The 23,307-nt window shown below is 39.7% G+C and carries 17 protein-coding genes; 14 read left to right on the top strand and 3 right to left on the bottom strand.

What is annotated here, in order from left to right; genetic code table 11:
* Positions 1–705: 705 nt before the first annotated feature.
* A complete protein-coding gene (gene glmM, locus MSKOL_RS01650) occupies positions 706–2,064 on the bottom strand; it encodes a phosphoglucosamine mutase (protein ID WP_048153352.1) in 1,359 nt (452 codons plus the stop codon).
* 280 nt (positions 2,065–2,344) lie between these two features.
* Between glmM and larE the strand changes: the two genes are divergently transcribed.
* From larE to MSKOL_RS01675, 5 genes are all read left to right on the top strand, one after another.
* On the top strand, positions 2,345–3,163 hold the full coding sequence (gene larE / locus MSKOL_RS01655) for an ATP-dependent sacrificial sulfur transferase LarE (RefSeq protein WP_048153353.1): 819 nt from the start codon (positions 2,345–2,347) through the stop codon (positions 3,161–3,163).
* A gap of 145 nt (positions 3,164–3,308) precedes the next feature.
* On the top strand, positions 3,309–3,749 hold the full coding sequence (locus MSKOL_RS01660; protein ID WP_048153354.1) for a GNAT family N-acetyltransferase: 441 nt from the start codon (positions 3,309–3,311) through the stop codon (positions 3,747–3,749).
* An 872-nt stretch (positions 3,750–4,621) separates the two neighbouring features.
* On the top strand, positions 4,622–6,238 hold the full coding sequence (locus tag MSKOL_RS01665; RefSeq protein ID WP_048158086.1) for a PKD domain-containing protein: 1,617 nt from the start codon (positions 4,622–4,624) through the stop codon (positions 6,236–6,238).
* A 432-nt stretch (positions 6,239–6,670) separates the two neighbouring features.
* Positions 6,671–8,212, top strand: coding sequence for a PKD domain-containing protein (locus MSKOL_RS01670; protein WP_082091205.1), 1,542 nt, complete (start codon positions 6,671–6,673; stop codon positions 8,210–8,212).
* A 1,425-nt stretch (positions 8,213–9,637) separates the two neighbouring features.
* On the top strand, positions 9,638–10,186 hold the full coding sequence (locus MSKOL_RS01675) for a DUF531 domain-containing protein (RefSeq protein ID WP_082091006.1): 549 nt from the start codon (positions 9,638–9,640) through the stop codon (positions 10,184–10,186).
* 215 nt (positions 10,187–10,401) lie between these two features.
* On the opposite strand, the gene MSKOL_RS19680 is transcribed toward MSKOL_RS01675, so the two are convergent.
* Positions 10,402–10,602 carry a hypothetical protein gene (locus MSKOL_RS19680; RefSeq protein WP_156150928.1) on the bottom strand — a complete coding sequence of 67 codons (201 nt, stop codon included), beginning with the start codon at positions 10,600–10,602 and terminating at the stop codon, positions 10,402–10,404.
* Between the two features lie 36 nt (positions 10,603–10,638).
* Here MSKOL_RS19680 and MSKOL_RS19685 point away from each other — a divergent pair, with 36 nt between their 5' ends.
* The 5 genes from MSKOL_RS19685 to MSKOL_RS01700 all read left to right on the top strand — a co-directional run bounded on the left by MSKOL_RS19685 (position 10,639) and on the right by MSKOL_RS01700 (position 17,837).
* Positions 10,639–10,797, top strand: a complete 159-nt coding sequence (locus MSKOL_RS19685) for a hypothetical protein (RefSeq protein WP_156150929.1) — start codon at positions 10,639–10,641, stop codon at positions 10,795–10,797.
* 42 nt (positions 10,798–10,839) lie between these two features.
* Positions 10,840–12,021 carry a cysteine desulfurase gene (locus tag MSKOL_RS01680; protein WP_048153355.1) on the top strand — a complete coding sequence of 394 codons (1,182 nt, stop codon included), beginning with the start codon at positions 10,840–10,842 and terminating at the stop codon, positions 12,019–12,021.
* Positions 12,022–12,487: 466 nt separating this feature from the next.
* Entirely contained in the window at positions 12,488–13,297 is an 810-nt protein-coding gene (locus MSKOL_RS01685; RefSeq protein ID WP_048117284.1) for a trans-aconitate 2-methyltransferase, read from the top strand.
* A gap of 624 nt (positions 13,298–13,921) precedes the next feature.
* Entirely contained in the window at positions 13,922–15,598 is a 1,677-nt protein-coding gene (locus MSKOL_RS01695) for a type II/IV secretion system ATPase subunit (protein WP_048153356.1), read from the top strand.
* A gap of 256 nt (positions 15,599–15,854) precedes the next feature.
* Positions 15,855–17,837, top strand: a complete 1,983-nt coding sequence (locus MSKOL_RS01700) for a type II secretion system F family protein (RefSeq protein WP_048153357.1) — start codon at positions 15,855–15,857, stop codon at positions 17,835–17,837.
* Between the two features lie 488 nt (positions 17,838–18,325).
* Here MSKOL_RS01700 and MSKOL_RS01705 read toward each other — a convergent pair whose 3' ends face one another.
* Positions 18,326–18,688, bottom strand: a complete 363-nt coding sequence (locus MSKOL_RS01705) for a hypothetical protein (protein ID WP_048117296.1) — start codon at positions 18,686–18,688, stop codon at positions 18,326–18,328.
* Positions 18,689–19,323: 635 nt separating this feature from the next.
* Between MSKOL_RS01705 and MSKOL_RS01710 the strand changes: the two genes are divergently transcribed.
* The 4 genes from MSKOL_RS01710 (at position 19,324) to MSKOL_RS01725 (ending at position 23,290) form a co-directional block, all read left to right on the top strand.
* A complete protein-coding gene (locus MSKOL_RS01710) occupies positions 19,324–20,340 on the top strand; it encodes a zinc metalloprotease (RefSeq protein ID WP_048153358.1) in 1,017 nt (338 codons plus the stop codon).
* A gap of 191 nt (positions 20,341–20,531) precedes the next feature.
* Positions 20,532–20,861: a hypothetical protein gene (locus MSKOL_RS20600; protein ID WP_197078805.1), complete on the top strand. Its 330-nt coding sequence runs from the start codon at positions 20,532–20,534 to the stop codon at positions 20,859–20,861.
* Between the two features lie 20 nt (positions 20,862–20,881).
* Positions 20,882–22,120: a M28 family metallopeptidase gene (locus tag MSKOL_RS01720; protein WP_231592355.1), complete on the top strand. Its 1,239-nt coding sequence runs from the start codon at positions 20,882–20,884 to the stop codon at positions 22,118–22,120.
* A 195-nt stretch (positions 22,121–22,315) separates the two neighbouring features.
* Positions 22,316–23,290: a C1 family peptidase gene (locus tag MSKOL_RS01725; protein ID WP_048153359.1), complete on the top strand. Its 975-nt coding sequence runs from the start codon at positions 22,316–22,318 to the stop codon at positions 23,288–23,290.
* Positions 23,291–23,307: the final 17 nt, after the last annotated feature.

The raw sequence follows: 23,307 nt of genomic DNA on the forward strand, positions 1-23,307 counted from the left end.
GTTATCTACTCTGGTTCTGTTGCTATCTTTCTTCTATCAACTCCATAACTTGAATTCGAGTTTTAATCCATAGCTTCATTCCACATTTAATTTTTTGAATAGACTTTATTTAGTTTCATTTTGACAGAGTCTGCAATTTTCAAATTTATTTGTAAATTTATTTGTTGGTCTTGCACTTTCGATTGATCTTGTACTACCGGCTGTTCCTTTAATCAAACAATACTTAGAGCTTTTACTACATTTTCAGTTTAGAATAGATACTCTTTGAGCTTAGGAGGCTCTTATACTGACACACTTCTATAAATTAGGACCGCTCATTTTTAGTCCCATATGTAATAAAGTGATTAATGTATTTATAATTTGTTGCTACTAATATCAAAATAAAGCATACCAGTTAAATAAAATACTCATCTGAGTTCTGCAGCCTTCCCGGAGAAAGCTTAACCAAAGCTCAAAGTGGTGCAAGTCTTTTAAAAAAGTTTGAGCAAAAACTGCTCTAAGTTTGAGTTTAAGGATTTTATCCCAGCCCCTCTCCGGCGTGATCGCAAGCCTTTTAAAAAACGGCTTGACCGAAAACCACGGGCCAACATTTGGGTTTGAGAACCTTATCCCCAAACCCTATCGGCGTGATCAACCGGCGCAACGGTTGTGGGACAACCATTTTGAAAAAATGTTTGAGTGGAAGCCCCAGGAGAGATTCGGGACTTATTTGGGAGTTGAAGCTTTTTCTGCTCTTATGACCATTTGCAGGCCTTCCTGCATGAGTTCTTCAGCTCGTTCTTGCTTCTTTGCTTCGGCAAAGATTCGGAAAATCGGTTCCGTGCCCGAGGGGCGGATAAGGACCCAGCCATCTTCGTATCGGATTTTGACCCCGTCGATGGTGTCCATCTTAAGCCCGAGGCCTGAAGCTTCATATTTTACTCTTTCCATTGTGGCCTGCGTGTTTACAGAGGGAACTTTGGTTTTTGCGTTGAAGTACTGAGGTACACTCTTAGCAAGCTCGGAAAGCTTTTTCCCATCAGCCAGGATTTCAAGGATTTTGGCACAGGCCATTGCTCCATCCCTGCAATACTGATGCCTGGGGAAAATAAGGCCTCCATTGCCCTCTCCTCCGAATACTGCATTTACTTCCATCATCTTTCTGGCGACGTTGATGGAGCCAACTGCTGTCCAGTAAAGTTCGACTCCTTCTTCTTTTGCTACATCAGCCATCCGCTGTGAGGAGCTAACAGGAGTTACTATAGGCCCTTTTTCGCGTTCAAGCATATATTTTGCCATCATGGCAAGCAGAACTTCTTCATTTAAGAACTCGCCATTTTCATCCATAAAGACTATTCTATCTGCATCCCCGTCGTGAGCTGCTCCGAGATCGGCCCCGGTCATTTTCACAAGTTCGGAGAGCTCGGTTAAAGCATCGGGAGTGGGTTCGGGATTTCGCCAGGGGAAGGTCCCATCGGGCTGAGCTCCAAGAGTCAGCACATTGCAGCCCAGTTCTCTGAGCAGAAAGGGGAGAGTAAGCGAACCTGCTCCGGAACCTGTATCAATGACTACTTTGAGTTTGCGGCTGCGAATCTTTTCGGCATCCACTGCGTTAATAATATTTCTGATATAATAGTCATTGACTCCTGGATCGACTCTGAAACTGCCGGTTTTCTCCCAGGATACAATGGAATATTTTCCAGATAAGTAAATTTTTTCGATATCTCTTTCTCCATCCCTGGGAAACTCCGTACCATCTCCAGCAATTAATTTGATTCCGTTATATTGTCTTGGGTTGTGAGACGCAGTAATAACGATTCCTGCATCGGCATAATCACGCACATAGTATTGAATAGAAGGAGTAGGGAGAGTTCCCACGTCAATTACATTCAGACCTGTTGAAAGAGCCCCGGCAATTGCGGCAGACTTCAGCATCTGACCTGAAATCCGGGTATCACAGCCTATAGCAACCGTGCCTTTTGAACCCATATATGTACCAAGGCTTCTGGCTAAATTGACTGCCAGTTCTGGATTTATATATTCATTGGCGATACCACGTACACCATTAGTTCCGAATAATGCCATGTAAGATCTCCGTCTTTGTAATTTGAATAAAAATTCTGTCGTTCAGGCAAATCTGCTCTTTACTTTGAATTATTATAATAAATAGAGCTCTGATATGGAACAAAGCTCTGGTAATAAAAACATTGCAATGATTTCAAAATACCTCTATTTTGAGAAGATCCTCAAACTTAAAAATAGTATGCATTAGTGAATCCATAAATCCTCTCTGTCGGCTGTTTCAAATAGCCTGATTATAGGGCTGGCAAATACATATATCTTATTAGCTAAAAACCCGTTATTAATGGCCAGTGAAAAGATAGAACTGATAAAGGAAGCTATAAAAGCCAGAGAAAGTGCAGTCATTGCATTTTCAGGAGGGGTAGACAGTGCTACTCTTGCAGCCCTTGCTTTTGAGGTACTTGGAGAAAGAGCTCTTGCCGTAACCATAAATTCTCCACTTTTTCCAAGGACACAACTTGAAATAGCTGTCAAGACAGCCTGTGAGATCGGAATTGAGCACAAACTACTCTCTTTCTCTCAGTTGAGCCTTCCTTATTTTTCCGCAAATACACTAAACAGGTGCTATTTCTGTAAAAAAGCGCTGCTTGAAGCCCTGCTGGATTTCGCGGAAAAATCGGGATATAATGCTGTACTTGAGGGCACTAATTCCTCTGAAATACACGGGGAAAACCGTCCGGGATACAGGGCGGTCCAGGAAGCCGGAAAAATGGTCTTTTCTCCTTTTGTGGACTTTAACGTGACAAAAGAAGAAATCAGGGAGTTCGCTTCTGAACTTTCTCTTTCAGCAGCCAGCAGGCCGTCTGCAGCCTGCCTTGCCACCCGAATTCCTTACGGACAACCAATCACGGAAGAGGCTCTCCAGAAAATCGAAAAAGCTGAAGAATTTCTTTTTTCCCTGGGTTTTACTCAGTTTAGAGTCAGGATGCACGAAAATTTAGCCAGGATAGAAGTTATTCAAAATGAATTTGAAGATGCTTTGCGGAAAAGAGATAAAATTTCACGTCATTTGAAATCCCTGGGCTTTGACTACGTAACTCTTGATCTTGAGGGTTTTCGGAGCGGGAGCATGGATGAACCTTATACCTTGAAGAAAGTCTGACTACCATATGAAAAAAGCCTGACTACCAGATGGAGAAAGCCTGACTACCAGATGACGAAAGTCTGACTCCCATATGAAGAAAGCCTGACTGCCAGATGAAGAAAGTCTGACTACAAGAAAACAACTAAGGAAAACAAGGGAAATTATGAGAGAGATCTGCATTCGAAAAGCCAGAAATTCTGACCTGCTAGCGATTCAGAGGCTCCTGTCAACTTACTTTCTTGACATGGAAGGACTTGCACCGGAAGATTTTGTGCTGGCTGAAATCGATGGAAAAATTACAGGATGTGCTGCCCTTATAAAATCCGAATTCCACGGTAAAAATTTTCTGGAGATTCATTCTATTGCAGTCCATCCGAACTTCCGGGGAAAAGGTGTTGGAACCAGGCTTGTTAAGCATCTTCTAACAACTACTGGGGACTCATGCTGCGACTTGTATGTCAGGACAACTGCTCCCATCTTTTTTGAAAAACTAGATTTTAAAAAAGTAGAAAATTCTGAAAAGTTATCCCTCTGGAAAGATTGTGAAAATTGTGAGCATTTTGAAAAGTGTACACAGCATGCAATGAAGTATTCTTATAAGTGATAAACTTCCAACTCAATTGTTAAGCCTTCACTCCAGATTTTCCGGACACAATATCCATATTTTCTGTTAGACAACTCGAGAAAACAAGAGTTTTTTTTCATATTCGGAATTTTAAATTGATAAGTTAACTGTTGCCGGGTTAGTACATAATTTTGACGATTTCAGACGGAATGAAAAAGATTTCAACGGTATTTTATGTCGGGACAGTTATAGCTTTCTTTATTAATTATAAAAAGGGATTAAAACGCTTGGCTGAGAGTTAAAAAAGCACCATAAAAATATACAAAAATCACTAGTGTTTTGAAAATTTAGTTATTGTTCTTATGTTAAATCTGAATAGATATCTTTTGATGAAAAGCTATCAAAAATTATGTTCGATAATTAAGTTGCCATAACACTAGATTTTGGAACTGAGCATAAAGTGCTAATTGTTAGATACTTTGGTAATACAAATTATATAGATGTTTATAAGTTGTAATATTTGGAATTCAATCGGGTGTGAAAATTACGATTGGAACCCAAAAATCTCAAAGCTCGATTAGTTACTGAGCTCGTCCCAAAACTAATTTTATTTATCATATCAAAAATTTCAGAACCTTTTCACGATTGGAAACTCGATTGGTCATTTGGTTTTTGAAAATTCAGATACGCAATTTTGAGTTTTGGGATTGGCTCACTTACAAAATGCAATCTAAAAAAGTAATTTTGAGTTGTGGGCTCAGCTCAATAAGTACTCAATGTTCTCCGGATTGTCTAGCAATAGTGACCAGTTGCAAGTAAAATCAATGACAGATTTATCAGTACTCGATTTCGACAATTCTGGGGGATAATAAGCACTAAAATAAATGAAAAAGATGGGAGAGAAAAGACAAATGAAAAAGAAAGAAAAAGTGTATTCAATAGCTTTAGCTTCAACATTTCTAATTTTATTTTTGCTTTTTATTTCAACTGCAGCATCGGCGTCTCCTGAACAAAATCAGCGAACCGTTGCTCCACCGGAGATCAGCAGTGGAGCAGGGGATCCCTCAGATGACCAGATTCTGTCCGATGAGTTATCTACCGAAGAAAGCGATACAGCCAATGAATCTATACAACCTGCTGCCGCACCCAAGATCACTGAAAAGCGTATCACCACCAATGCAGCAGAGCAGTATTCACCTGTTATCTATGGTAACAAAATTGCGTGGTATGATAATCGTAATGGAAACTGGGATATTTACATATATGATCTTTCTACTAAAAAGGAAACCTCTACTCTCAATAAATCAGATCAGTATTCTCCAGATATCTACAGTAATAATATTGTGTGGACAGATACGCGTAACGGAAAGACTGAGATCTATCTGGAAGATCTTTCTACTAAAAAACAAACTCGTATAATTAATAATAAAGTAGATAACTGGGATCCTGCAATTTACGGTAACAAGATTGTCTGGACAGGTTATCCGGGTGAAGATTACGAAGGTTACAATATTTTCATGTATGACATTTCCACTAAAAAGGAACAAATGATAGCTGCCCAAGCATATTCTCCTGATATATATGGTAACAGGGTTGTGTGGGTAAACGATAACGCTGGATATAGCGATATCTACATGTACGATCTCTCTACTAAAAAGCAAACTCAAATTACCAATAACGGACTCGCAAACTCTCCTGCAATCTATGGTAACAAGATTGTATGGCAGGATGCCCGCAATGGAAACGCCGATATATACATGTACGACATTTCCACTAAAAAGGAAAAAAGAATAACCACCAATCCATCAGCTTCATATTCTCCAAAAATCTACGGTGACAGGATAGTCTGGGAGGATGATCGCAATGGAAATTGGGATATCTATGTGTACGATTTAGCCACTCGCCAGGAAAGTCATACTACTGATAAATCAGACCAGTACTATCCCGATATCTACGGCGACAGGATAGTATGGACAGATATGCGCAATGGAAATGCTGATATTTACATGGGTACTCTTTCAACCTCTCCAGTTGCTGCATTTTCTGCATCTCCAACCTCAGGAAACGCTCCACTGAAAGTAAAATTTACTGACAAAAGTACAGGCTCCCCAACTTCGTGGAAATGGAGCTTTGGAGATGGAAAAACTTCGACATCCAAGAATCCTTCATACACATACAGTAAAGCCGGAAAATATACTGTCAGCTTAACAGTAAAGAATGCTGCAGGAAGCAACACGAAAACAATAAAGAACTATATTGTTGTAAATGCGTTGAAAGCGCCGGTTGCTGCTTTTTCAGCTTCTCCTCGATCAGGAAAAGCCCCACTGAAGGTGCAGTTTACTGATAAAAGTGCCAATAGTCCGACTTCCTGGAAATGGAGTTTCGGAGATGGAACGTATTCAACAGCAAAAAGTCCTGCACACAAATATAATAAAGCCGGAAAATATACTGTCAGCTTAACAGTAAAGAATGCAAAAGGCAGTAATACCAAAACTATTTCTGGATACATTACGGTTTCCAAAAGATGAATATTTTAAACTGAAAAGTGAGCAAAAAGATTAGGTCTAAGGGTTAGGTAGGAATATCGATCAAATCTGACAAAAAAGGCAAAAGTAATCATTTTGTCAGATTTGAAAATTCTTTTTTACAATTTTCAATATTGATCTTAAAATCCAGCTTTTTAACTTCTTTAAGTTCTTTTGAGACAGTCTCAGCCATTCTCTTATTTTTTGTGTCAACATATATAATATTAAAAATTTACAAGGTATTTTATATAAAGACTTAACATTCATTTGATAACTATTGCAAATAGTGGGGATCTTAAGCAAGAAATTTTTTACATTTTCCAGTTTTTCCAGCGACGCTAGCCAATTGAAAGCAAAATCAATGCTAGAAATGCTTGGTTTCGACAATTGCGGAGAACAGTTTACACTAAAAGGAATGGAAAAGAGGAAGGAAAAGTGAAAAAGAGAGAAAAAGCGTATTCAATAGCCTTAGCTTCAACAGCTATGATTTTGTTTTTGATGCTTGCATTATCCATGGCGTCGGCATCTCCTGAACAAAATGCTTCGTTCACGATCACTGAAACTCTAGTAGTCGCAAATCAATCAGTTGGTGACTTCCCTGTTATCTATGGAGATATTATCGCGTGGACAGATGAGCGCAACGACTATGACTATGTCTATATTTATGACTTATCTACATCCAAGAAAAGTCGGGTCACTAATAATAAATCAGATCAGTACGAACCCGCGATTTACAGTGACAAAGTAGTGTGGGCGGATGGGCGCAATGGGGATTACGATATTTACGTGTACAACCTCTCCACTTCCACAGAAACTCCGATAGTCATTACCGGATCAACGCAGTTCAGTCCTGCTATCTACGAAAACAGGATAGTGTGGGAAGATGATCGTAACGGAAACCAAGATATCTACATGTATGATCTTTCCACTAGTAAAGAAACTCAGATCACCACCGACGAATCCGATCAGTTACGTCCAGCTATTTATGGCAACAAGATAGTGTGGCAGGATCGTCGTAATGGAAACTGGGATATCTACATGTACGATATTCCCACCTGCACTGAAACCCAAATAACCAGCGATGAAGGACATCACGCGTACCCTGCTATATATGAAGATAGGGTCGTTTGGGAAGATACTCGCAATGGAAACTACGATATTTACATGTACAACATTTCCACTTCTAAGGAAACTCAGATCACTACAAATGAATCATGGCAAGTTAGTCCTGCAATCTACGGGGACAGGATAGTATGGCAGGATGGGCGCAATAATGAAGGCATTAATGACGATATCTACATGTATGACCTTTCTACTTCCACGGAAACTCAGATCACTACTAATAAATCAGGGCAGTGTCGCCCTGCAATCTACGGTGACAGGATAGTGTGGATTGATTATCGCAATGGTGATATCCCTGATATCTACATGGCTACTCTAGGTTCAAGCCTTCCGGTTGCTGCATTCTCTGCATCCCCAACCTCAGGAAAAGCGCCATTGAATGTTTGTTTTACCGACAAAAGTACAGGCTCACCGACTAAATGGAAATGGGATTTTGGAGACGGAACTACTTCAACCAAGCAGAACCCAACTCATAAGTATTCCAAAGTAGGTAGTTATACTGTTAAACTTACAGCAACAAATGATAAAGGCAGTAACACGGTAACAAAAAAAGATTATATAAAAATTGTAACAAAGCCGGTTGCTGCATTTTCGGCAAACCCAACCTCCGGAAAAGCATCATTAACCGTTGCTTTTACTGATAAAAGTACGGGAATACCAACTAAATGGAAATGGAGTTTTGGAGACGGAAAGACTTCAACTCAGCAAAATCCAAAACATCAGTATTTACAGGAAGGAAAATACAAGATTACACTTACAGTAAGCAACGCGGCAGGCAGCAGTACTGTAACAAAAACAAATTACATAAAAGTGACAACAAATACAAGACCCGGTATCTACTCTGAAAGCAAATAAACCCTTAAATTGAAAAACGAAAAAAGATCAAGGTTAAAAGGATATGTATGATTGTCGATAAAATCTGGCAAAAAAGGCGAAAGTAATCCTTTTGTCAGATTTAATAGTTTTTTAACAACTTTTCACTAATTGATCTTAAATCCAATTCTTTAATTTATTTTAAGCTAATTGAGATGTTCTCTATTTTCTCCTTATTTTGATGTCAAGATATCTAGTATTTAAAGATTTCAAGGTATTTTATACAAGGACTTTTACATTCACTTACTAACCTAACTTCCGCTTTTTTAGGCGCATATGTGCTTTTCTGTATCTCTGCGGGGTCATATGATTGCGATTTAGATATTTTTACCTTGTATATAATGTGCTTAAGTTTAAGCACATGTATCGATATCAAGCGAGATTTATGTGCTTAAAAATGCGGAACTAAGGTTACTAATCACTACAAATAGTTAGAATTTTAATCAAAAAATTTTTGATATTTTTCAGTTTTCTAGTGATAGTATACCAGTAGCAGGCGAAATATCAAATTCTCCAAAAAACATATATGATATTCTTCGAATAACATGCCCCAAAAATGAAAGTACTTGAGAGCACTTTCATACCAAATGAGCATATTATATTAAAAAATATATCACAATGCAACATATAAAAATAAGTGGGACATTTATACATGAATCTATATCGAAACTCACAATTTGATTTTTGAACCTCAAATTTGGAACAGTTAGTCGAATATATGATCATGGAAAATGAGCCTGAAAATTCTTGATGATTCAGTATAAAACAGATTTTAGGATAGAGTCGTAAAACCGATACATAATAAAGTGAAAATTATCATATAGACTGTCTCAAATATAAACTCAATTCTACAATTGAGATATTATATTTGACTATAAGGTTAATCTGTAGTAAAAATGGCTTGAGTTTTGAGACCGCTTGAGAAGAGATGTTCCATATCCTGATACGGTTTGATAAATTTAAATATGTAAAAAGTATATATTAATTATGAAATTTTTTAACATAGCTGTTGGGACAACAAATCTGCTTCATAATAAATGTGAATACAGATCGAGGTGTGCTGGGTATAAAGATGATTCTTACACATGTACAAAAACATTGGATAAAAACTACTGTGGAATCTATAATCATTTTTTACAGGAAACCTCTGAAATCTTAAATACAGAACTATAATAAAATTATTCAGAGTTATTAGGTTACGCTGACAAACTTCTGTTTTTTGTTTTGCTGTGAATTAAACAGTAAAATATCAAACTGAAGAACAGGAGCTTTATTCCCTTTTATCTATTTGAAGGTCATTATTTTAAATGCGGTCTAAGTAACTGACTGTTCAAGGAGTTATTAAACCCGAAAAACTTAAGAAAAATCAATAAAAGTTGACGAAACATTATTTTACGAAAAAGAATAATGAAGCACCTTATGCTCACCCTTGGGATAGTAAATACCTACGATAAAATCAAAGTTCTAGATGCGCATTATCGGGCAATAGCAAGAGCTGCTCCGATCTGCCATGCTTTTGGATTCCACCTCGCTCTTTACGATTTTCCTTTCAAGATGACCGCAGAAGAACTGGTAGCTTATGTGATGGAAAAAACCACAATAGGAGAATCGGGAAGTTATCTCAAAATCCTTTATGAAAAAAACCACCTGTCAGTATCCGATCTTCCAAAAAAAGGGTTTGCTTCCCAGTTTGGGGAAATCGTAATCACTACCTCAAAACCTGATCCCAAAAGACAGGTTCTGCCCATAAAGATTGCCGAAGAAGCTCTTCGAAACCGTTCATTTCTGTTTCTTGTAGGGCTCGGGCACAAAGGGCTTCCAAAAGAGCTTTTCGAGAGAGGAAAATACCATCTTGACATTACCTGCAAAGGGCTTTCTCTTGAGACCTGTACTGCCATAGGGGCGATTCCGGCTCACCTCTCTGGGCTTATGGCAAATTTGGAAGCTAAAAAATAAATACATACTAATTTTTTTAAAGGTTGAATATTGGGGGTTATTCCAATCGTTTAATCAAAAAATTTAACTCAATTAAAAAAATTTCAAGCGTATCTAAAAGAAATTCCGGAATCAATATATATTACGATTGACAATTAATACTTGTTGTGGAGAACAACGCATGCTGCGCTGTCATGGGGTTTTTAGCCCATAGGAAATAGAATTCTGGCCCGCTTTCAGGTTTTATCCTGAACAATTGAGGTTCTGGACCTTATTGCAGGAGTTTGTCCACAGGGATTTAGAGAATGACGTTGATTGAATTTCCCTGAAGGGACTGGAAATTCTAACCTGCATTCAATTGCCGCTCCCGAAAAGGCTGAAAACTTTAACCTGAATTGCATGGCCCTCAAATCCGCAAGGACTACTATGACCCACATTTAAGCGCAGGTTTTGAAGAGACAGGAGGAAATTTTATGAGTGAATTAATGCACGAACACAGAAAAAGAAAAGAATATGGACGTAAGCACCAGGAAAATGGTTATCATGCCGTTGTAAAAGGCTGTACCGACAACCTGGACTCAGATGAACTAGACCTTTACCGCTTTATGATAGGCGGGGTGCAGGGTAAATAACCTGCAAAACCTTTTTTTATTTCTCGTTCCTACAAAAGAAGCATGTACGACGTATATGCGGTCCGTGAAGATTTCCCTGTTCTTAAAGAAGTCGTGTACCTTGACAGTACGGCAACTACTCAGACTCCGATACCTGCAGTTGAAGCTATGGTAGAGTACTTTTACAGGTATGCTGGAAATCACGGGAGAGGTGCTCATCGTCTGGCCAGGGAGGCTACAAACCGCTATGAAGATGCAAGGGAAACAGTTGCGCATTTTCTTAATTCTGAGCCTTCAAAGACCGTTCTTACGAAAAATACCACTGAAGGAATCAATCTTATTGCAAACAGTTACCCATGGGAGGCTGGAGACCATATCGTTACAACCGTTCTCGAACACCATTCTAATCTCCTGCCCTGGCTGCGCCTGCAGAAAAAAGGAGTAAATGTTACGGTTGTAAGTCCGGACAGTAATGGAAAAATCGATGTCTCTTCGATAGAAAAAGCCTTTACTGAAAAAACCAGATTGGTGGCCATAAATCATATTTCAAATGTCTTCGGTTCTGTCCAGGATGTAAAAACCATTACTAAACTTGCCCACCGATACGGTATAAAAGTCCTGGTTGACGGGGCTCAGTCTGCAGGACATATGCCGGTCAGCCTTAAAGACCTGAACTGTGATTTTTTTGCGACTGCCGGACATAAAGGCTTGCTTGGGCCGCAGGGCACTGGTGTCCTCTATATCAAAGAACCGGATGTGCTCGATAGCGCTTCAGTGGGGGGCGGTACGGTTTCGGATGTTGAGGGATGTACTTACGTGCTGGAGCCTTCTCCAGCCTGTTTTGAAGCCGGCACTCCTAATATCCCTGGAGTTATAGGCTTGGGAAGAGCAGTTGAATATGTAGAAAAAATAGGGGTACCGGAAATCGAGGCACATGAAATAAAGTTGTCCAGGGAAGCTGCAAAAAGGCTCTCCGAACTTGAGCATGTAGAGGTATATGGGCCTGAAGACAGGGCAGGGATAGTACCTTTTAATGTAAAAGGGCTTCATGCCCATGATGTTGCACTGATCCTTGACCAGACAAGGAAAATCTGTGTCAGGAGTGGGCATCACTGTGCAATCCCAACTATTCGCTTCCTGAATGTAGACAGCACTGTAAGAGCTTCTTTTGCACTTTATAATACCGAAGAAGAAGTAGATATACTGGTAAATGCAGTTGCAGGGCTTAAGGCATTGGTTTCTTAAATTCCCGCGTTCTGTCACCCGCGTTCCGTCACCCGCGTTCCGTCACCCGAGTCCCGTCTCGGGAGGACGGTGCCCTTTTCGCTCGCTCCGCTTTGCTCAAGAGGGCTGAATTGTAGTAATATGGCTTAATCAATACAGAATTTTCAAGATTGCTATTCTTCAAGAAAATTTATCGGATAGTCTCAAAAGCCATTAGATAAGGAAATCTTTCAGGTTCATCTTTCTTGTTATCGATAATTGAAATTGATGAATATAATCTACCGTTGCTTGAATTTGTATACCAGTAAATTTTATTTTGGAATAATAATCGGACTGCAGGGCACCTGGGGTGCAAAATCAAGCACAAAAGACATTGATGTAAAATATGCGTTTTAGATAGTTGAAGGGTAAAAGCATATCGATTTTCCGGTTCAACCACGCAAGTCCTAAATAATATAAACACTGATTGAGGAAAGTGATTAAAACTATGTCAGAAGTTAATTTTAATTCCAAGGCTTTTACATATGCAGATAATGCACTGGTTCAAAAGTCAGCCTCTGAAGTTCTCTTGAATTTATTATCAATTCAACCTGAAGAAGATATACTTGATATAGGCTGTGGACCAGGTCATATCACGAAAAAAATTGCACAAATTACAAAAGGAACTGTACTGGGCATCGATGTCTCTCAAGGTATGATAGAACAGGCAGTAAGTTCCAACAAAGAGCTTCCCAACTTAAAATATTCTGTCATGGATGCTGAAAGTTTTGAGCTAAATACAAAATTTGATGTTATTGTGTGTAACTCGTGTTTTCAGTGGTTTCAAAAACCAGAACAAGTATTAATGCGTTGTTTTAATGTGCTTAAGGAAGGAGGTAGAATAGGGATACAGGCTCCGGCTACTCAATCTTATTGCCCTAACTTTATTTCAGCAATAGAAAAAATCCGTATGCATCCATATACACGAGAGGTATTTAATCACTTTAAAAGTCCATGGTTTTTCTTTGACAGCAAGGACGAATACGAGCAACTTTTTAGAAATCCTGGATTTGATATAATTTATAGCGAACTTCGTGAAGAGTCAACTCTCTTTTCTGTTGAACAGGCGTATAAAATATATCAATCAGGAGCCGAAAACGGTTACTTGAACCAATCGTTTTACACAGTAACTTTGACAGATGATTATATTAGTGCTTTTCGTGAATTAGTTAAAGAAGCTCTTCAAGAACAGGCAGATAATTCAGGAATGATTAACTTAAAGTTTAAAAGAATCTATTTAGTTGCTAAAAAACAATGAATTTCCAGCCTTATAATTCTTGCATGCTTACGTGACCGGGTTGCGTCTCTAAGTTACTGAACCGGAATTCTGAATGTTAATAATTTCCTTTAAACTCTACATGTGATCAGCTATTTTTTCGGCCACTGATGGAGTTTTTTGGAACCATTTTCTATTTCCAGAGTCAATTTTCAGGAATCATTCCAGGTTCTTAAAACTTTTTTTCTGAGGAATGTCGAGTCCAAAAAATGCTGTACCTCTGGTTTCACTAAAGTAATGCTTGCAGGTTTTACATTTAAGAAGTTCATAGTTATTTTTACCGTATCTTTCTTTAAGGACTATATTCCTTTGATTTTCATTCCATAATTAGGACAATCTTTATTCAATCTCTATATTTATGAGAAATCTATTTTGGAAACTCAAGGACACGACCAATTCCTAAATTGTAAGTACTTATTAAACTTCTTAAGGAAAATAAGCAAGCCGAATTCTCGTGAAAATGGTTTTGCATCAAGAAAAACAGCATGCTGCGTTAGGAAATTTTGATCTGGATACCTTACCGGTTACCAGGGCTCATCTTAACATGTAAAGTTTTTATAAGATGTTCTTCTTATATGACCTAAGAAGAAACCTGAGGGCGAGAGTTTGAATGATGTAAAAGGAAAGATAGCGAAGAATAAGTGTATTTCGGGGTTATTGGGGAAAAAAAGTAACTCCAACTCCATAGCTGAGGTCGTAAAAAAGGCTAGAAGCTACTTTGATAAGCCTTTGAGGACTCTACCAGCTTATGACCCGGAAAAAGAAGGACCTCTTGTAGATTTTATAGTGCCTGACGGGTTAAAAGAACTCGAAAGATACTGGCTTCAGGAACCTTACTCTTTTGTATCGATCCTGGAAGACCGTAGATCAACATATTACAGGCTTATTGAACCTTCTCTGACAAAATTTGATAAGGAGCTTCTTGAAAGAATATATGAAGATTTTCAAGATATCCTGATTCTTGGGTCTACGCATTCCAAATCCGAAAAGGATGCATTTCTGGTAGATAGAGCCCTCTTTCTTCTTGAACGTTATAAAGCTGACATTTCGAAAGCCACACTTCTAAAAATTATATACTATCTTAAAAGAAACCTGCTAGGCTACGAGAAAATCGATCCTCTCCTTTATGATCCTTATATAGAAGATATTTCATGTGATGGAGTGGGAGTCCCTCTCTATGTTTATCATAACAGATATCTCAATGTTGAATGTAATATTACTTTTGAAGAAGAGGAACTTGATGCTCTTGTAATCAAGATGTGCCAGTTGAACAATAAACACGTTTCTGTAAGCCAGCCAATTGTGGATGCAACAATTCAGGACGGTTCCAGACTTCAGGCTGTTCTAGGAAGAGAGATTACTCCCAGAGGTAGTTCTTTTACTATCCGTAAGTTCAGAAAAGATCCAATGACTCCTATAGACCTGCTTGGCTATAAGACGTGTGACCTTGACATGCTTGTATATTTCTGGATGGTCATCGAAAACGGCCACAACATGCTTTTTGCGGGGGGGACGGCGTCAGGAAAAACGTCTATACTGAATGCTACATCCCTGTTCATGCCTTCTACAACGAAGATAGTATCGATAGAAGATACAAGGGAACTCTTACTCTACCACAATAACTGGGTTTCCGGGGTTGCAAGAGAGGGTTTTGCTGCAGACTCTTCGGGAGAAATTACCATGTACGACCTTTTGAGAGCTGCTCTCAGACAGCGCCCAGATTATATTATTGTGGGTGAAGTGAGAGGCAGTGAAGCTCTGACTCTTTTCCAGGCAATGTCAACAGGACATGCAACAAGCTCAACAATGCACGCAGGAGATGTACAGACCGTTGTAAACAGACTTACCCACGAGCCAATAAACGTGCCTCACGTCATGCTGCAGTCTCTGAATGTGCTCTGTATTCAGGAGCAAGTGTACATAGAAGAAAAAAGAGTTAGACGAACTCGAAGTCTTGTAGAAGTCCTGAATGTCGATCCTGAAACAGGAGATCTGGGTATAAATGAGCTTTTTAACTGGGAACCTTTAGAGGACTGCTTCACTAAGGTAGGAGATTCTCATATCCTGCAGGAAATTATGAATGTAAGAGGATGGGATACCAGTCAGTTGAGAAACGAGATGGAAAATCGGAGAAAAATTCTGGCTTATATGTACGAAAAAAGCATAAGGAACTATGTTCAGGTGTCCATTGTAGTTCAGGCATACCAGACTCATCCAAAGATGGTTATGGAAGCTATAGAAAACGATACTCTGGAGAGTATGATACAAAGTATAGCTGCTTAAGAATAAGCCTTTTAAAATAACTGCTTGCCCGCAAGCCTTTTAAAAAAAGGCTTGAGCGAAAACTCCAGTAACGACATAGTAGGCGTGATCACAACCCTTTTCAAAAAAGGCTTGACCGAAAAACCAAGCAACAAAGTGGTCGGCGTGATCAACCGGCGCAACGGTTGCGGGTCAACGGTTGCGGGTCAACGGTTGCGGGTCAACGGTTGCACTTAACGGTTTCTGTACAGGAATATGGTTGCTTAAGAGGGGGAATATGACTTATAATATTCTGGATGAATTAGCATACCTATTTTATGGGGACTTTTTCTATAAAAATAAAGAATATTTTCAGGATTTAAAGGTAAAAATACGTCATTCTCATATCTCGATGTCAGTAGACCAATATCTGGCTTCTACCTTCATGTACTCCGTAATTGTAGGAATTACTTCAGGAATCTTTGGCTTATGGCTGGGACTAAAAATCTTTGGGAATCCGGTTTCCCGACTTAGCCTTTTTGTAGACCCTGGACGTGCCGACATTGCAGGTGAATATGTATATCCTCTTGCGCTTCTAGTTGGCCTAATACTGTTTCTTGTAAGTTTTTTTGCCGTATTTCTCGTGGCATATATCTATCCTTATTTCCAGGCAAATAACCGGCAAGCATCTATCGATAAATCCATGCTTCCGGCAATAACTTACATGTATGCTCTGACAAAAGGAGGCATGTCAATTTATGATGTTTTCCGGTCTTTGAGCAGGTACAGCTATATATTTGGGGCAACTGCGGAAGAAATCTCCTACGTTGTAAGAGATATGGACTACCTGGGAAAAGATTTCATAACTTCCCTTAAAATTGCCAAGGAACGTACTCCTTCTGAAATTTTCAAAGACTTTGTTGATGGATTGATTATTGTTTCAAGCAGTGGAACCATAACCGAATATATCAAAAATAAGTCCGAACAATATCAGGGTCTGGCCGAAATGGCGAATAGAAACCTATTACAGAGACTAGATGTACTTGCCGAAATCTACGTGACGGCTCTTGTTGCAGGCCCTCTTTTCGTAATGGTAACCCTTGTTGTGCTACAGTTTTTCCGGCCGGCTTCAGCTCAGATCCTTTACATGCTTATTTATATAATATTACCTCTCGCAACCCTGCTCTATTTAGTACTTCTCGATACTGTGGGAGAACTCTCCATTGATCCGAAAAAAGGTGATATTCGAAGTTTTACAATAAACCTTTCCGATATCCCGGAAATCGACTCCGGACTTACTGAAGAGGTGGAGGAAAAAAGAAAAAAGATGTACATGCTGTACAGGGAGCTTCACAGGCTAAAAGACATGGTGCTTAACCCTTACAGGACTATCCGGAATGAGCCAAGATACACGTTTTTCTTCGGAGTTCCGCTCGGATTGTACTATCTTACCCAACTTCCAAGAAACCTTAGAAACAGCCTATTTTCTAGTTTTCATCATCTGAACATAAGTTTTGACCATGTCACTGACAGTGCTATAAAGCTAGTTACTGCTGTTGATGATTATTTTGTCATCTTTATTGTCGTTGCCCTTATTCCTTTTATAATTTTTTACGAAATAAAGGCCTGGAGGATGCGCAAAATCGACGAGAAAATGCCTGATTTTTTGAAAAGCCTTTCCAGCATGAATGAATCGGGGATTATGCTTGCCAACTCCTTAAAAATAATTGCTGAATCCAAAATGGGGATCCTCAGTAAAGAACTTAAAAAGTTAAAAGAAGACCTTTCCTGGGGCACTTCCACCTCTAAAGCCCTTCTGAACCTTGAAAACAGCATCAGAACACCTTCTTCAAGTCGAATCCTTCACATTCTGGTAAAAGCAAATGAATCAACAAGTGACCTTAAAAACGTACTCTCGATTACTGCTAGACAGGTTAGAAATGACGAGGATATGAAAAAAGAGCGCTCATCAGCAATGGTAGTCTACGTTATTACAATCTATGTAGCCTTTTTCGTATTCCTTTTCATAGTTTATATCCTTGCTACTAACTTCTTTCCACAAACGGCTTCTTTTTCCACCTCTTCACAGGGAATGGGGGGAATCGGCGGATATTTTAACGTCGAAGAGTACAGTATGCTTATGTTCCACTCCGCCCTGGTGCAGGCTTTCACTTCCGGGATTGTTGCCGGGAAGATGGGGCAGGGCTCGGCGTATCTGGGCCTGAAATACAGCGTAAGCATGGTAATAATAACTTACGTGGCTTTCACCATGTTTGTTTGATTTATATGACGAAGCGTAAAACCCCTGAGTCTTTATCTTAGGGGTAGTTCATGTGGAGAATTTGGGGGATCTATCCGAAACACCCCCAATTTCATTCATCAGTTTTAAATTGTCAGATGGGACTGTTAAAAGTTAAACCTTAATATCTAGAGAAAAGCTCTTTAATGAAAAATAATTAATCTTGATCGCCATTTTCAGTCTGCTTATTTTTTCCTGCGCATTTACCTTTATTGCTTATATGTGTAGTGGATTATTTGTAATCAGCAGTCCCGAGGGTTCGAGCCCCTCCGGCAGCTGTTTGTTTTTGGTTCAGAACCTGTCTTTATAGACCATTAAGTAACGGAAATATCGATTTATAAACCAAGTTGTTGATTCCAGGGCAACTCTGTTCCTTCAGAAAGCTGTCTACGTTTTCCCCCACTTTACAATAATATAATATGTTGTAATGCTCCTGTCTTGGCCTTACTGACTTTCATTGGACTGTTTCATCAGAATGTTTCCGTTATAGTATCTACTTCTTTCGACATCTCGTTGATGTACTTTCGATAGCCTACAAGTTCTGCAATCAGGTAATTTCTTGCTTCAGATAACTCACGGATAAATTCATTCCGAAGAGAAAGCATTGCTGTAGCATCGGTTACTGACATTTGATCTTTCTCTTCTTTGAAGTAATCTCGTGAAAGAGCTTCTATGACATCGCTGAGTTTACTCAATGCATCTTCCATTAAAAGATCGCATTCTTCTATTGAATTTGTAATATATTCTTCAGTATATTCATTTGTGTTCTTATTCTTTTCAAATGTGGCATATGAAGAATGCATCACTGTACTTGCCGTTTCACCAATTGTCATTAATTACCATCCTATGGAACATTAGCCATAATATAGAAACAGCTTACAATATATACAAAGGTTTTCCATGGATTTGATTCAAGTGTAAGTTATTTCTCAAAACAAAATATTGCAAAAAGATGAAATTGATGTATTAATTGGGTACAAGAGAGATTTATCTAATGAGGGCCTGAGCTTTCTTTTTTTGCGAAAAACCTGAAAATGAAATGAAAGGCTTTTGAAAGAGGTTTTAATGTTCCTGAGTACTATTAAGGATCTTAAATTCGGTTATTATTATATTATATTTATATTATTCATTAAATTAACTAAATACTCCGGAAATCTACTTTATTTTTAATTGTTAAACTAAACTGCCGTATTGAATTTAACTACCGTATTAAATTCAACTACAGGATTAAATTCAGAATGTTCAAAATTCTTTTCCGGATGTCAAAATACGTAATATTATCCGTAACATTATCCGTAACAGGGCAACAGATAATCATAATTCTTGATCGCTCGTTCATTCTAGGAATTTTGGATGGCATATTTATTTCAGGCGATATGCCCATATTATTATTACATATAAAATATAATATTCAATGTTCCAATAAATCACTGAGTGGTAGTAAAATTGAGTAGGGGGATGTATACACATGGCTAAGAAATTTGAAAATAAGGAGATAAGGGAAGAGTCTTCGGAAGCACCAACCCAACGTAGATGCGGAGCGATGGAAGTTCATCACAGGTTGTTAGCGGAATCTGAATCATATGCCAGAAATCGCGATCAAATTGAAAATCTGGCTCTTGCATATAAACGAGGGCTTCGAGCGGTATCTCGGACCGGGATTGTCCAGATTCCTGTGGTCGTTCATGTTGTATGGAATAAAGAAGAAGAGGATATTTCTGATGCCCAGATCCAGAGCCAGATAGATGTCCTTAATAAAGACTTCCGCAAGTCGAATTCAGACATATCGCAGGTTCCTTCTGTCTGGAGCAATCTTACGGCAGACCTGGGAATTGAATTTTCTCTCGCAACGAAAGATCCAGATGGGCATCCGACTTCAGGAATAACTCGCACTCAAACCTCAGTGACATCTTTCACTGTCGATGACAAAGTTAAATCCAAATCTTCTGGCGGTGAGGATGCATGGCCGGCTGACCTTTATCTGAATATGTGGGTATGTAAGCTTGGCGGGGGTCTTCTGGGTTACGCACAGTTTCCAGGAGGGCCAGCTGAAACAGACGGTGTTGTTATTACTTACACAGGATTTGGTACCACTGGAACTGCCAGACCACCATTTAACGAAGGGAGGACAGCTACCCACGAAATAGGCCACTGGTTAGACCTATATCATATATGGGGTGATGAATTGAGTTTTGAAGACCCATGTTCACGCTCGGATCAAGTTGATGATACTCCAAACCAGGCAAATGAAAACATTGGCGTTCCGGCATTTCCACATATTAGTTGTAACAACGGGCCTAATGGTGATATGTTCATGAATTACATGGACTACGTTGATGACAGATGCATGGTTATGTTCACACAGGGCCAGGCAGTTCGTGTAAATGCATGTCTTGAAGGGTCACGGTCATCATTCCTTACTGCGGCGCAAAAAGCAGAGGTCAAGAGAGCATCATCTGAAGGTAAAATGCCTATGCCAAGGTGAAGTATCTCTGAGGAAGATAAAAGTATCATTGCCTGAGGAAGGAATACCTTGCCGTTTTCTTCCTCTGTATCAATTTTGTCCTGTGTCACAATGAAACAACTCAAAATGGAACCAGTCAGTAAATGTTCTGAATAAATGGATGAGGTTACTGCTAACTTTTGATTTTGTATGGTATATATAAAGGACAGGCTATGACCGAATTACCTGACGAGATCTTCCGAAAATGGATACATTCCTTTGAAGAAGATACGAATGGAATAACTGTTTATAGGCCAGTTGAGTATGATTTTCCACTAGCGCGCGGTCGAGGTGGTATTGAGTTCAGGCCAGATGGAGTGTTTATCTCCTGGGAAATTGGTCCTACTGATGCCACTCGTGGAATTAATGGACACTGGAAGATAGAGGGTTCTGGGCGTGTAAGTGTGTCTTTTGAAGAGAGTACTCGACCTTCTACAGTCATAGAGATCCTTCAATGTGATTCAGAAGTATTGAAGGTGCGGAAATTGCCAGAATCTTCATGATTCGTGTTCGAGGTGAAATTATGGGGAGATATATAGTACTCTCGGATTCAAGCGAAAAACGCAGTGTTGAAGAATCTGCAAGGAACTTCGGAGCGCACTGGGCTCGTCTGGGAGATAAAAATGTAGTATGGACAGTTTCTAAAGAATGGGACACTTTCGCCAATAAAGCCATAGAGGCAGGCATGAGTCTCGACCAGGCAGAAGGTCGCAAATTGGAAGGCCAGTTTTATCTTGTTATCCAGACTGGAAGGGCATTCCAGGATGAACATCCTGAAGTTCGGATAATCGTGGAAAAAGGCCGTTACCTGGTGGCCGATTTGCTTCCTGAAGAATTAAGCCGTTTCTCTAAACGTGAAAATGATTGGTGGACGATACGCCCTCTGGAAATGGACAGCGTGATTATGGATATAATAAAACCGGAAGTAAGAGCGGCAGTTTCCAGAGTACAGGCAAATGTCGATGTTGTATCACAATCTACCTATAGTTCTTATCTGACTTCGCTGGTGAATTTCCTGACTCGCCATTCCTTAAGCTCTCAATTTACCAGTGCAGCAAAATGGGCTGCAGATCAGTTGCAAAGCTTTGGTTACCAGGTAAAACTGTATCCAATCAATATTGGAGACGGCAATAGCTATAATATCGTGGCAGATCGACCAGGTAGTGAAAGTGGGTCCTGTAAACTGGTGCTTGTTACTGCTCACCTGGATTCAATTAACATCAAAGGTGGAGTGGATGCACCTGCTCCAGGTGCAGACGACAATGCAAGCGGTGCTGCAGGAGTTCTGGAGATTGCACGCGTGCTTGCTGAGCGTCCTGCAAAAAATGACCTGCGACTTATCCTTTTTGGAGGAGAAGAGGAGGGACTTCATGGGAGTAAACAGTATGTCAGCGGGTTGTCAAAAAATGAGCGCATCCGTATTAGTGCAGTTATCAATATGGATATGATCGCGACCTTAAATACCGCATCGAAAGCTGTCCTGCTTGAGGGTGATCCAGTTTCCCGGACTTTAATGGAAGAACTTGCAGGAGCCGCTGCCACATACACATCCCTGATTGTCCAGACATCCGAAAGTTCATTCGGAAGCGACCACGTACCTTTTATCAGTGAACTTATTCCCGCGGTTCTCACGATTGAGGGAACTGACAGCTCAAATCTCAATGTCCATACTGCTAATGATACTCTTGATCACATCAATTACGGACTCGCGCTGGACATTATTAGGATGAATCTCGCTGTTACTTCGAAGCTACTTGCTTGAGTAAATAGTCTTGATTGTTCGAAAGTGCTTTGCTTTCTTTGCGAGAATCAGGAAGGCATGGAAAATATACTAACTTTAAGATTAAAACACAAGTAATAAATGTTTTAAATAATGTAAATAAAATAATAATTATGTGTAGGTAAATTGTCATAATGGATAAAAAATATTATTCTCTAAGTGAGTGGGGTAAATGAAATGATTGGTATAGCAGCTGCTTTTGAAAAGGTGAAGATTCCGGAGACTGGGGAAACTTTTTCAACTGGTTGGCTTCCTCCATTGCCGGACTTGAGAGATTACACAGAAGGAACAACAGAAGAAGATGCCCAAATTCCTGAAATAACAAAAAAACTCGGGCTTCTGTCTTTCAAAAAGAAATCTAAAGCTTCTGAGCTGCACGCATCGGTAGACCTTAGAAGCTGGTGTTCGCCGGTTGAAAACCAGATGGATCTGGGTTCCTGTACTGCCCACGCAGGCGTAGGAGTGATTGAATACTTCCAGAGGCGGGCTTTTGGAAAGCACATTGAAGGGTCAAGGCTTTTTGTTTATAAGACGACAAGAAACCTGATGGGCGTTAAGGGAGACACCGGAGCCTGGCTTCGAGATACTATGGCAGCTCTTGTTCTTTGCGGGGTTCCTCCTGAAAAATATCACCCTTATACTGACAGGAAAATCCCGGGCCCGGCAGGGGAACCGACCTTTGATGAAGAACCTTCGAATTTTGTATATTCGCTTGCCGACGATTTTGAGGCCCTTAAGTACTTCTGCCACGACCCGCAGGGTATGAACATCCTGCCTTCAGATGTTCTTTTTAGCGTGAAAAAGTACCTTGCAGCAGGAATACCTTCAATGTTTGGTTTCTTTGGTTTTCCCTCTTTCAACGATACAGATGTAAAAGGCGGAATCCCTTTCCCAGGCCCCAAAGAACAGGCAATATGGGGTCATGCAGTCGTTGCTGTCGGATATGACGATGATCTAAAAATTAAAAACACTCTCAGCAACCAGGAAACCACTGGTGCCCTCCTGATTCGCAACTCCTGGGGGACAGGGTGGGGAGATCAGGGATATGGCTGGCTACCCTATGAATATGTCCTGAGTAAGTTCGCAGTGGATTTCTGGTCTCTTATCTCAATGAACTGGATTGACACAGGGAATTTCGGACTTAAACTCTGACGGTTCCACACCATTGA

It is taken from the genome of Methanosarcina sp. Kolksee (genome assembly GCF_000969945.1).
In the GTDB taxonomy this organism is placed as follows: Archaea; Halobacteriota; Methanosarcinia; order Methanosarcinales; family Methanosarcinaceae; genus Methanosarcina; species Methanosarcina vacuolata.